Below are 12,261 nucleotides of genomic sequence, written 5' to 3' on the forward strand. Positions count from 1 at the left end.
CGAGGCATGCCTCGGGCCCATGCGGCTGACACCCCGCACTCCGACACCGCCCCACCTCTGACAGATCGCTGCGATCTGTCGGTGGGTGCCGACCGTTGGTCGGCACGGTAGATCCACGCCATGCGTGGATGCTTTTCGATTCCAATTCGAAATATTCGATTCCGGTGGAGATTCATCCACGCATGGCGTGGATCTACCGCAGATGGTGGAAATCTGTCGAAGGTGGGATGGGTCCGCCATTCCTCGGAATGCACGCTTTTGCTGTTGCTGCTGCTGTTGAGGTTGCCGGCCAGCGGCCGGCACTACCGCAGGTGCAGGGCTGCAACCCCTGCCGATCAACACCTTCCTTACGAACGACTGACGTGACGCTCATGCGCCATGCGCGAGGCTGTCCGCTTGCTGTTCGAGTGGAGGTGGCAATCGTGCACTGGGAAAGCGCACAGGCCTACGTGTGGCCGTTGGGATCGGCGGTGCTGGTGGGTGGCATCGGCGCGTGGTTGATCCTGTGGATCTACCATCGGTTGAAAGGGCGCGATCGGCGGCGTGCACGCATCGGTCGCGTGCTTGGGCTGCCGCTGGCCACCGCCTGGCCGCTGCTGCTGCTGATTCCCGCGCTGCAGGCCACGCCGCTGCAGGACCCGCTGCTGGGCAACCTGCAGCACATGCTGCACATCGCACTGACCGCGTGCTTCATCTGGCTGCTGGTGCGCGCGGTGGCCGCCGGCGAGCGTGCGATCCTGCGCAGCCACCCCATCGATGTCTCCGACAACCTGGAAGCGCGCCGCATCCAGACCCAGACGCGCGTGCTCAGCCGCGTGCTGATGGGCGGCATCATCGTGCTCGGCGCCTCACTGGTGCTGCTGACCTTCCCGATGGTGCAGAAGATCGGCACTGCTCTGCTGGCCTCGGCCGGCCTGATCGGCCTGGTGGCGGGTATCGCGGCCAAGCCGGTGTTCGGCAACCTCATTGCCGGCCTGCAGATCGCGGTGACGCAGCCGATCCGGCTGGATGACGTGGTGATCGTTGAAGGCGAATGGGGCCGCATCGAGGAGATCGGCAGCAGCTATGTGGTGGTGCGCATCTGGGATGAGCGGCGGATGGTGGTGCCGCTGACCTGGTTCATCGAGAACCCGTTCCAGAACTGGACAAGGCGCAGCGCCGATCTGCTGGGTACGGCCTTCCTGTGGCTGGACTATCGCGCCCCGATCGCGGCGATCCGTACCGAGCTGGAGCGCATCTGCCGGGGTGAAGCGCTATGGGATGGCCGGGTCTGCGTGACCCAGGTAACCGAAACGAGTGAGCGTGCGATCCAGGTGCGCTTGCTGGTCAGCGCGCGCAGTTCCGGTGATGCATTCGATCTGCGCTGCCTGGTGCGCGAACGCATGCTCGATTTCCTCGCACGAGCGCATCCGCAGTCGCTGCCTCAGGTGCGCGCACGCGTGCAGCACGAGGATGAGCAGGACATGCCGCGGGGGCCGCGTGCGCGTGCCGCGGATGTACGCTCGCCGGGTGCGGAAGACGGCGAAGCGGCGATCGTGCTGGCGGAGGCTCCTGATCGGTAGTGCCGGCCGCTGGCCGGCAACGCCGGGATGATCGAGCTGCCGGCCAGCGGCCGGCACTACCGGATCACGGCTCGCCGGCGTCGATCAGGGTATCGGTGTCGAAGTGCGGTGGCCGCCGCGCACGGGTGCGCTGCTCGTAGGCGTAGGCCATTTCAATCAGCTTCGGCTCGCTCCAGGCGGTGCCCATGAACAGCAGGCCGACCGGCAGGCCGTCGATCTGCCCCATCGGCACGCTGAGGCTCGGATAGCCGGCCACGGCCGCTGCGCTGTAGCTCTCGCCGGGGAAATCATCGCCTTCGCTGCGGATCGGCCAGGCCACGCCGGTGGTCGGTGCGATCAACGCATCGAGCTGGTGGGCGGCGAGGGCGGCGTCGATGCCTTTCGGGCCCGCCAGCCGCCGTGCATCACTGCGCGCGCGGATGTAGGCCGGATCGGCCAGGCCGGCGGTGGCGTCGGCCTCCACCAGCAGTTCCTGGCCGAACAGGCCCAGTTCCTGCTTGCTGTGGGCCTGGTTGAAGGCGATAAGCTCGGCCAGGCTGCGCAGCGGGGCGCGATGGATGCTGAAGTAGCGCTCCAGCCCGGCCTTGAATTCGTACAGCAGCACGAGGCGTTCGGCCTCGGCCCAGGCGCCCTGGTTGGGCAGCTCGACGGGCACCACGACGGCGCCGGCGCGACGCAGTTCGGTGGCTGCCTGTTCGATCAGCGGCGGCATGCCGCGGAACGTCAGCAGCGGTGTCTGCAGCAGGCCGATGCGCTTGCCACGCAGGCCCTGCGGGTCCAGGCGTGCGGTGTAGTCGTAGACCGCGCGGCCGGGCATCGTCGCAGTGGCCGGATCGGTATCGTCGCGGCCGGCGATTGCGGTCAGTACGGCCGCAGCGTCGGCCACGCTGCGGGTCATCGGCCCGGCGGTGTCCTGGCTGAAGGAGATCGGGACGATGCCATCGCGGCTGACCAGACCGACGGTTGGTTTCAGGCCGACCACGCCGTTGATCGCGGCCGGGCAGACGATGCTGCCATCGGTTTCGGTGCCGATCGCTACGCTGGCCAGGTTGGCGGCCACCGCCACCGCGCTGCCGCTGCTGGAACCGCAGGGCGAGTGGCTGAGGCGATAGGGATTGCGGGTCTGCCCGCCGCGCGCGCTCCAGCCGGAGATCGAGTCGTTGCCGCGGAAGTTGGCCCACTCGCTCAGATTGGTCTTGCCCAGCACCACGGCACCGGCCTCGCGCAGGCGCCGCACCAGGTAGGCGTCGTCGGGACGGAAGCCCTGCAGGGCCAGCGAGCCGGCACTGGTGGCCATCGGCGCGGCGTTGATGTTGTCCTTCAGCAGCAGCGGAATGCCATGCAGCGGACCACGCAGGTGCCCCTCGCGGCGCTCGCGGTCGCGCGCGGCGGCTTCCTTCAACGCGTCGGGGTTGAGTTCGATCACCGCGCGCAGGCGTGGCCCGGTGCGGTCCAGGGTGGCGATGCGCTGCAGGTAGGCCTGGGTCAGGGTGGTGCTGTCCAGCTCACCGGCGGTCATCCGCGCCTGCAGGTCGGCGACATCGGTTTCGGCGTACGGGAACGGCACGTTGCGGCTCGCAGGTTCGGCTGCATGCGCGCTGGGCGTGGCCGGGCTGCAGCCAGCCGAAAGCAGCGCAGGCAGCGCGGCGAGCAGGCAGGTCAGCAGAGGCGGCAAGGACGGGCGCATGGGGCGGCTTGGTCGGCTCCAATCCCCAGTGTAGCCGCTGCTCAGCGGTGGCGCTTGCGCAGGTCGCGGGCGAGTACGTAGACCACGATCAGGTTGATCGCCAGGATCGTCCACGACGGCCAGCCGGGGTGACGGATGATCGCGAAGATATCGAAGGGCAGGTACAGCGAGGCGGTCAGGCAGCCCAGCCAGGAGGCCCAGGCCTTGGCCCGCCACAGGCCCCACGCTTCGACCAGGTGCAGCAGGCCGTAGCCGATCATCCCCGCCGCGGCCAGGTGCACCGCGTCGGGGCTGATCATGTGCAGCAGCGAGGGCAGGGTGCCATGGTCCGGATCCAGGCTGAAACGCCGGATCAGGACCATGATGCCGTGCCGCAGCGGCTGCGGTCCGAGCACTTCCAGCCCGGTGGCGGCCAACAGCGCCAGCATCGCCTTGCTCGCTTCGAGCAGGGCGATGACATGGAGACCCGGATGCCGGTGCGGATCCGGGTTGTAGCCGCTCTGGTTCACGGAGTGCTGGCTCAGCCGCCGCGCGACGCCTTCTTGCGGTCGCTTTCGGTCAGGAACTTCTTGCGCAGACGGATCTCCTTCGGGGTGATCTCGACCAGCTCGTCGTCTTCGATGAAGTCCAGGGCCTGTTCCAGCGAGTACTTGATCGCCGGGGTCAGCTGGATCGCATCGTCCTTGCCCGAAGCGCGCATGTTGGTCAGCGGCTTGGTCTTGATCGCGTTGACGGTCAGGTCGTTGTCCTTGGAGTGGATACCGACCAGCTGGCCTTCATACACGTTGTCGCCTTCGGCAGCGAAGAGCTTGCCGCGCTCCTGCAGCGGGCCCAGCGAGTAGGCCGGGGTGGTGCCCGGGGCATTGGCGATCATCACGCCGTTGATGCGCTTGGCGATCGCGCCCTGTTCCTTCGGACCGTAGTGGTCGAACACGTGGAACAGCAGGCCCGAACCCTGGGTCAGGGTCTTGAACTCGTTCTGGAAACCGATCAGGCCACGGGCCGGGATCGAGTATTCCAGGCGCACGCGGCCCTTGCCGTCCGGCTCCATGTTCTTCAGCTGGCCCTTGCGGGTGCCCAGCTTTTCCATCACGCCGCCCTGGTGCACTTCTTCGATGTCCACCACCAGCTGCTCGATCGGCTCCATCATCTGGCCGTCGATTTCCTTGATGATCACTTCCGGGCGCGACACGGCCAGCTCGTAGCCTTCGCGGCGCATGTTCTCGATCAGCACCGACAGGTGCAGCTCGCCACGGCCGGAGACCAGGAACTTGTCGGCGTCTTCCAGCTGTTCGACCTTCAGGGCCACGTTGTGGACCTTTTCACGGTCCAGGCGGTCCTTGATCTGGCGGCTGGTCAGGAACTTGCCACCGGACAGGTCCTTGTTGCCGGCGAACGGCGAGTTGTTGACCTGGAAGGTCATCGAGATGGTCGGCTCGTCGACGGTCAGTGCCGGCAACGCTTCCGGGGTTTCCGGGTGGCACAGGGTGTCGGAGATGGTCAGTTCCGGAATACCGGAGATGGCGACGATGTCACCAGCTTCGGCGGTGTCCTGCTCGATGCGCTCCAGGCCCAGGAAGCCCAGCACCTGCGCGACCTTGCCGTTGCGCTTCTTGCCTTCACGGTCGATGACCGCGACCTGCATGTTCTTCTTCAGGGTGCCGCGCTGGACGCGGCCGATGCCGATGACGCCCACGAAGTTGTTGTAGTCCAGCTGGCTGATGCGCATCTGGAACGGGCCTTCCGGGTCCACTTCCGGCTTCGGCGCGTGCTGCATGATCGCTTCGTACAGCGGGGTCATGTCGCCGTCGCGCACGCTGTCTTCCAGGCCGGCGTAGCCGTTCAGGGCCGAGGCGTAGACGATCGGGAAGTCCAGCTGCTCATTGGTGGCGCCGAGCTTGTCGAACAGGTCGAACACCTGGTCGATCACCCACTCCGGACGCGAGCCCGGGCGATCGACCTTGTTGACCACGACGATCGGCTTGAAGCCCATCGCGAAGGCCTTCTGGGTCACGAAGCGGGTCTGCGGCATCGGGCCGTCCATCGCGTCGACCAGGATCAGCACGGTGTCGACCATCGACAGCACGCGCTCGACCTCACCGCCGAAGTCGGCGTGGCCGGGGGTGTCGACGATGTTGATCCGGTTCTTGATGCCGGTCTTCTTGTCTTCCCAGGTGATGGCGGTGTTCTTGGCCAGGATGGTGATGCCGCGTTCCTTTTCCTGGTCGTTGCTGTCCATCACGCGCTCGGCGAGGACGGTACGCTCGGACAAGGTGCCGGACTGCTTCAGCAGCTGGTCGACCAGGGTGGTCTTGCCATGGTCGACGTGGGCGACGATGGCGATGTTGCGAAGATTTTCGATGGACATACGAAAGGGGGCCAGTCGGCGCCGGATTTGGAAAAAGAAGTCCAACATTATACGTCGAACTTGACGATTCGCGAAAAGGTGGATTTCACGCCGGTCATGGGGCCCATTCAGCTGGCCGACCGCCGCCCCGGCCGAGGCCGCCAGGGCCCGGTAATGCGGCTCCCCGTCCGCGGGCTGAAGCGGGGTTCTTCACCGATGGTCGAAGCCGCCGCCGCCACGAGGCAGGTGTAAACTAGGTGGCTAGACGCGTTCCCCTCTGCATCAAGGATCTTCATGTCCCTCATCGCCACTTTCGACACCACCCAGGGCCCGATCAAGGTCGAGCTGTTCGCCGACAAGGCGCCGCTGACCGTGGCCAACTTCGTGAACCTGGTCAAGCACGGTTTCTATGACGGCCTGATCTTCCACCGCGTGATCGCCGACTTCATGATCCAGGGCGGCTGCCCGCAGGGTCGTGGCACCGGCGGCCCGGGCTACAAGTTCGAAGACGAGAAGAATGGCGTGAAGCACGAGGTCGGCTCGCTGTCGATGGCCAACGCCGGCCCGAACACCAACGGCAGCCAGTTCTTCATCACCCACATCAAGACCGACTGGCTGGACGGCCGCCACACCGTGTTCGGCAAGGTCCTGGAAGGCCAGGCCATCGTTGATTCGGTCAAGCAGGGCGACGTGATCCATTCGATCACCCTGGAAGGCGACGCCGACGCCGTGCTGGCCGCCCAGGCCGAGCGCGTGGCGGAGTGGAACAAGCACCTCGCCGCCTGATCCCACTTCGAAACGGCCACCCATCGGTGGCCGTTTCCCTGTTCCCCGCCGCCCGCCAGGCCTGCGTGGCTCTGCCCGCGGCGTCCCATCAAACGCTTGCAAGCAAGAGGAAACCCCCATGAAAGCACCCGTTCGTGTTGCCGTGACCGGCGCCGCCGGCCAGATCGGTTATGCCCTGCTGTTCCGCATCGCCTCCGGCGAAATGCTGGGCAAGGACCAGCCGGTCATCCTGCAGCTGCTGGAACTGCCGGTCGACAAGGCCCAGGCCGCCCTGAAGGGCGTGATGATGGAACTGGAAGACTGCGCGTTCCCGCTGCTGGCCGGCATGGTCGGCACCGACGACGCCGAAGTCGCGTTCAAGGACGCCGACATCGCCCTGCTGGTCGGCGCGCGTCCGCGCGGCCCGGGCATGGAGCGCAAGGACCTGCTGCTGGAAAACGCCAAGATCTTCACCGCCCAGGGCGCGGCGCTGAACAAGGTGGCCAGCCGTGACGTGAAGGTGCTGGTGGTCGGCAACCCGGCCAACACCAATGCCTACATCGCCATGAAGTCGGCCCCGGACCTGAAGCCGGAAAACTTCACCGCCATGCTGCGCCTGGACCACAACCGCGCGCTGAGCCAGCTGTCGACCAAGCTCGGCAAGCCGGTCGGTGGCATGGAGAAGCTGGTCGTGTGGGGCAACCACAGCCCGACCATGTACCCGGACTACCGTTTCGCCACCGCCGATGGCGCGTCGATCGCCGATGCGATCAACGACCAGGAGTGGAACGCCAACACCTTCATCCCGACCGTCGGCAAGCGCGGCGCGGCGATCATCGAAGCCCGCGGCTCGTCCTCGGCGGCTTCGGCCGCCAACGCTGCCATCGACCACGTGCGTGACTGGGTGCTGGGCAGCAACGGCAAGTGGGTCACCATGGGCGTGCCGTCCGACGGTTCCTACGGCATTCCGGAAGGCGTGATCTTCGGCTTCGCGGTGACCACCGAGAACGGCAAGTACACCCTGGTGAAGGATCTGCCGATCGACGACTTCAGCCAGAAGTACATCGACAAGACCCTGGCCGAGCTGGAAGAAGAGCGCGCCGGCGTCGCCCACCTGCTGGGCTGATGCGGCAGGTGCCGGCCACGGCCGGTACCTCCACCGCGATGGTGGGTACCGACCGTTGCTCGGTATGCTCACCGCAGAAGACGGGGAGGCTTCGGCTTCCCCGTTTTCATTTGGAATTCCTGGAACCGCATGATCCACCTGCACTACATCGACGACGCGCTGCTGGTGGCCGAGAAGCCGGCCGGCCTGCTGTCCGTGCCCGGCCGCAGCGCCGAGAACCAGGACTGCGTGGTCGCGCGGCTGCAGGTGCTGTACCCGGATGCATTGACCGTGCACCGGTTGGACCAGGTGACCTCCGGCCTGCTGCTGCATGCACGTGGCAAGGACATGCAGGCGGCCTTGTCGATGCAGTTCGAGCAGCGCCAGGTCGGCAAGCGGTATGAAGCGGTGGTGCAGGGGCTGCTCGAAGGCGAGGCCGGCGAAGTGGACCTGCCGTTGATCGTGGACTGGCCGAACCGGCCGAAGCAGATGGTCGATCACGAACGCGGCAAGTCGGCGCTGACGCGCTGGCGTGTGCTGGCGCGCGATGCCGTAGCGCAGCGTACGCGCGTGGAACTGGAGCCGATCACCGGCCGCAGCCACCAGTTGCGCCTGCACATGGCCAGCATTGGTCATCCCATCGTGGGTGACGTGCTGTATGACGCCGCGCCAGCACAGCGCGTGCATCTGCATGCGCGCACGCTGCAGTTCATCCATCCGCTGACGCGCGAGGCGCTGGCGTTCGAGTCGCCGGTTCCGTTCTAGGGGATCGGCCGCGCGGCGATCGGTAGATCCACGCCATGCGTGGATGGATCGCCAGTTCATCGAAAAACATCCACGCATGGCGTGGATCTACCGTGTCGATCAGGGTCGACACCCACCCCCGGCATCCCACGGATGGCCTGCTGCTGTTGCCGGCCAGCGGCCGACACTACCGCAGCCCTGCAGAACACACCCACCCCCTACCAAGGTAGGGCGGCCCACGCGGCAGCGCCGGACTATCCTCGAACCCATGACTTTGTCTGGGAGGGCTGCGTCATGAACTACGAGGAAACCTACCGTCGCTCGATCGACGAGCCGGAGGCCTTCTGGGGCGAGGAAGCCAAGCGCATCCATTGGCATAAACCGCCACAGCAGGTGCTGGACTACAGCAACCCGCCGTTCCGGCGCTGGTTCGTCGGCGGCGAAACCAATCTCTGCTACAACGCCGTCGATCGCCACCTGGCCGAGCGCGCCGACCAGCTTGCGCTGGTGGCCATTTCGACCGAGACCAACAGCACCCGCGAGATCACCTACCGCCAGCTGTATCGCGAAGTGAATGACTTCGCTGCCGTGCTCAGGCACCTGGGCGTTGGTCATGGCGACCGCGTGGTGATCTACATGCCGAACATGGCCGAGGCCGTGTTCGCGATGCTCGCCTGTGCGCGTATCGGTGCGGTGCATTCGGTGGTGTTCGGCGGCTTTGCCGCGCACAACCTGGCGCTGCGCATCGATGATGCGAAACCGAAACTGCTGATTGCCGCCGATGCTGGCATGCGCGGCGGCAAGCTGATTCCGTACAAGCCGATGGTCGATGCGGCCTGCGCCGAAGCCAGCGCGCCACCGGCGCATGTATTGATTGTTTCGCGCGGGCTGGACGCGGCCGAGCCGCGGGTGCCGGGCCGTGATGTGGAGTACGCCACACTGCGCGCGCAGATCGGCGAAGTCGATGTGCCGGTGCAGTGGCTGGAAGCAAGCGAACCGAGCTACCTGCTGTACACCTCGGGCACCACCGGCAAGCCGAAGGGCGTACAGCGAGATGTCGGCGGCTACGCGGTGGCGATGGCGCAATCGATGGAAACCGTGTTCGACTGCAAGCCGGGGCAGGTGATGTTCTCCACCTCCGATGTCGGCTGGGCCGTCGGTCATTCCTACAACGTGTACGGACCGTTGATCGGTGGCTGCACTTCGTTGTTGTACGAAGGGCTGCCGACCAACCCCGATCCAGGCATCTGGTGGGCGCTGTGCGAGCAGTACAACGTGCGCACGATGTTCTCTTCGCCTACCGCCATCCGCGTGCTGAAGAAGCACGATGCGGACTTCATCCACCGCCATGACCTGGGCGCACTGAAGTACCTGTTCCTGGCCGGTGAACCCCTGGACGAGCCGACCGCGCACTGGATCAGTGACGCGCTGGGCAAGCCGATCATCGACAACTACTGGCAGACCGAAACCGGCTGGCCGGCGCTGACCCTGCTGCCGGGGCTGGAGATGAAACCGGTGCGCTTCGGCTCTCCCGGTTTCCCCAACCTCGGCTACCGGATGAAGGTGATCGATGAGAACACCGGCGAGGAAGTGGCACCGGGGCAGAAGGGCGTGCTGGTAGTCTCGCCGCCGTTACCGCCGGGCTGCATGAGCACGGTGTGGAACGACGACAGCCGCTTCCTGCAGAGCTACTTCAGCCACTTCAAGGAGCTGCTGTACAGCTCGCTGGACTGGGCGATCCGCGATGACGATGGCTACACCTTCATCCTCGGCCGCACCGACGATGTGATCAACGTGGCCGGGCATCGCCTCGGCACGCGTGAAATCGAGGAAGCCATTTCCAGCCACCCGCGCGTGGCCGAAGCGGCGGTGATCGGGGTCAAGGACGAGTTGAAGGGGCAGGTGCCGCTGGTGTTCGTCACCCTCAAGCAGGGACTCGATGGCGAGGATCCGGCGCCGGTGGTGGCCGAGATGATGGCCACGGTGACCGCCTCGCTGGGTGCGGTGGCGCGCCCGGCGCACGTGCACGTGGTCAACGCCTTGCCCAAGACCCGCTCCGGCAAGCTGCTGCGGCGCTCGTTGCAGGCGCTGGCCGAGCAGCGCGATCCGGGTGACCTGTCGACGCTGGATGACCCCGGCGCGCTGGAAGAGATCCGCCGCGCGCTGGGGCGGTAAGCCGGTAGTGCCGGCCGCTGGCCGGCAACCTCGGCATGCAGGATTGCCGGCCAGCGGCCGGCACTATCCAAGCCTGCCAGGACTTGCGCTAAGCTCGCCCTGTCATCGGTCTGCAACAGAGCCTGCGCTTCGGGGAAGCTGCGCAGGCTTCGACGGTGGCAACCAGGGGGCGTGCCCGGCACGGGCGCGCTGGCATTGCGCATCGAGGATTGGGGGGATGCATGGCACTGCTGCACGCCAAGACGGCCGCTGGCCGCCAGGAAATCGAAGACCGCGGTCGGCGCCTGCCGGCGGCGCTGCGTTCGATCCTGTTGATGGTCGACGGCCATCGCGATGACACCGAACTGCGTGGCCTGTTCGAAGGCCTGCGCGCACCACCGGACGCACTGGAACAACTGGCCGCGTTGGGCCTGATCGAAGCGGTTGGAGGCAGCGCCGAGGCGGCACCGGTGCGCGGCATCAGCAGCGGCCGCGAACAGGACCCGGCCTTGTACCAGCAGCTGTACGACGCAATGAGTGAGGCCGTGCGCCGCCATCTGGGCCTGAAGGGCTACTTCATGCAGTTGAAGATCGAACGCTGCACCGATGCGCTGGCGCTGGAGCGTCTGTGCCCGGAACTGCTGGCGGCGGTGGGCAAGGCGCGCAGCCCGGCGCTCGCGCAACGTTGGTGGCAGGAAACCCAGGCGGCATTGGTGCATGCGGATGGCGAGGTCGTGCAGGCCTGAGTCACCGCGTAAAGTGATCGGTTCACTACCCCGCAAGGAGTTCCGCGTGCAGGACGACCACGACGATACCGATACCCCGGGCTGGGACGTGATCAACGCGGCACTGGCCCCGTTGTACGCCGGCCAGGAACCGCGTCATTACGGCACCGCGCTGCCGTACACACTGGGAGGCCAGGACCCACTGGATGGCATCAGCGTGTACTGGGCAGATGCGCCGGTACCGCATTGGCATTACATCACCTATGGCTTCTCCGAACTGTACGCCAAGGAGAGCAGTGACCCGGCTGCCAGCGGCTACGGTTTCGAGCTGACCTTCCGGCTGGCGGCCGATGCCGACGAGCGCGGCGACAGCCCGCCGCCGGTGTGGCCGATGAACCTGCTGCAGAACCTGGCGCGCTACGTGTTCGGCAGCGGAAACGTATTCGAGGACGGCCACCATCTCAACGCCAATGGCCCGATCGCGTTGGAAACACAGACCCGCCTGTGCCATCTGGCCTTCGTTGCCGATCCGCAGCTGCCGCCGCGCGATACCGCCAATGGTCATCTGCAGTTCCTGCAGCTGGTGGGCTTGACCGACGAAGAGATGGAGGCGGTCAAGCGCTGGTCGACGCGTGGCGTGCTGCAGGCATTGCGGCCGGCGATGCCGCTGTGGATCAGCGACCTGCATCGCGGAAACCTGCTGGCTGATCCGGCGCTGGCCGCGCAGGTGCGGGCGGGCAGCGAGCGCGAGGGCTCGAGCACCGGGATGCTGTTCATCGAAACCCTGGACTGGCGGCAGGAGGCCGGCATCACCACCCTGGTGCTGGGCGCCGGCCAGGTCGCCAGCGTGTGCGAACTGCTGCCACTGCGCCTGCCTCACGGCAAATCGCTGGAACTGGTCAGCCGCGAGCGGCAGTGGGCGTTCATTGCGGCCGGGGCCGGTGACGCCAGCGAGGTGTCCGCCGACAGCGCGCGCTGGGCGCTGGATGCAGCCGGATTGCAGGCGTTGGCGAGCGTGCGTGCCGAACGCGGGATCTATCCGCTGGCAGGTGCGCTGCGCATTGAAGTGGTGCCCACCTATCTGCGCGACGCCAAGGGCGAAGTGATCCGGCAGATCGGTTGATGGCGAAGATGGGGTCAGAGCCGCCTGCGCTGCAGACGGATCCGACCCC

At 66.4% G+C, this 12,261-nt stretch carries 10 protein-coding genes; 7 read left to right on the forward strand and 3 right to left on the reverse strand.

Annotation, left to right across the window (positions count from 1 at the left end; all coding sequences use genetic code 11):
* The first annotated feature begins 422 nt into the window (after positions 1-422).
* Positions 423-1,562: a mechanosensitive ion channel family protein gene (locus ACMZPQ_RS16390; RefSeq protein WP_197584231.1), complete on the forward strand. Its 1,140-nt coding sequence runs from the start codon at positions 423-425 to the stop codon at positions 1,560-1,562.
* Positions 1,563-1,626: 64 nt separating this feature from the next.
* Here ACMZPQ_RS16390 and ACMZPQ_RS16395 read toward each other — a convergent pair whose 3' ends face one another.
* The 3 genes from ACMZPQ_RS16395 to typA are packed head-to-tail and all read right to left on the reverse strand — an operon-like array spanning position 1,627 to position 5,617.
* Positions 1,627-3,249 (reverse strand): amidase, encoded by a 1,623-nt coding sequence (locus tag ACMZPQ_RS16395; RefSeq protein WP_197583910.1) that lies wholly within the window; start codon positions 3,247-3,249, stop codon positions 1,627-1,629.
* Positions 3,250-3,290: 41 nt separating this feature from the next.
* Complete coding sequence (locus ACMZPQ_RS16400; RefSeq protein ID WP_005415426.1) at positions 3,291-3,758, reverse strand: DUF2127 domain-containing protein; 468 nt, start codon at positions 3,756-3,758, stop codon at positions 3,291-3,293.
* A gap of 11 nt (positions 3,759-3,769) precedes the next feature.
* Positions 3,770-5,617: a translational GTPase TypA gene (gene typA / locus ACMZPQ_RS16405; RefSeq protein ID WP_312644860.1), complete on the reverse strand. Its 1,848-nt coding sequence runs from the start codon at positions 5,615-5,617 to the stop codon at positions 3,770-3,772.
* A 273-nt stretch (positions 5,618-5,890) separates the two neighbouring features.
* Between typA and ACMZPQ_RS16410 the strand changes: the two genes are divergently transcribed.
* From ACMZPQ_RS16410 to ACMZPQ_RS16435, 6 genes are all read left to right on the forward strand, one after another.
* Entirely contained in the window at positions 5,891-6,382 is a 492-nt protein-coding gene (locus ACMZPQ_RS16410) for a peptidylprolyl isomerase (RefSeq protein WP_110711164.1), read from the forward strand.
* A gap of 118 nt (positions 6,383-6,500) precedes the next feature.
* Positions 6,501-7,487 (forward strand): malate dehydrogenase, encoded by a 987-nt coding sequence (locus ACMZPQ_RS16415; RefSeq protein WP_004153634.1) that lies wholly within the window; start codon positions 6,501-6,503, stop codon positions 7,485-7,487.
* Positions 7,488-7,616: 129 nt separating this feature from the next.
* The gene (locus ACMZPQ_RS16420) at positions 7,617-8,231 is read left to right on the forward strand and encodes a pseudouridine synthase (protein ID WP_197583908.1); all 615 of its coding nucleotides are present in this window, start codon (positions 7,617-7,619) and stop codon (positions 8,229-8,231) included.
* A 273-nt stretch (positions 8,232-8,504) separates the two neighbouring features.
* Entirely contained in the window at positions 8,505-10,385 is a 1,881-nt protein-coding gene (gene prpE, locus ACMZPQ_RS16425) for a propionate--CoA ligase (protein ID WP_312644866.1), read from the forward strand.
* Positions 10,386-10,606: 221 nt separating this feature from the next.
* Positions 10,607-11,110, forward strand: a complete 504-nt coding sequence (locus tag ACMZPQ_RS16430; RefSeq protein WP_197583002.1) for a hypothetical protein — start codon at positions 10,607-10,609, stop codon at positions 11,108-11,110.
* Between the two features lie 46 nt (positions 11,111-11,156).
* Positions 11,157-12,212 (forward strand): suppressor of fused domain protein, encoded by a 1,056-nt coding sequence (locus tag ACMZPQ_RS16435; protein ID WP_197583001.1) that lies wholly within the window; start codon positions 11,157-11,159, stop codon positions 12,210-12,212.
* Positions 12,213-12,261: the final 49 nt, after the last annotated feature.

The organism is Stenotrophomonas maltophilia (genome assembly GCF_047497515.2).
Lineage (GTDB): Bacteria > Pseudomonadota > Gammaproteobacteria > Xanthomonadales > Xanthomonadaceae > Stenotrophomonas.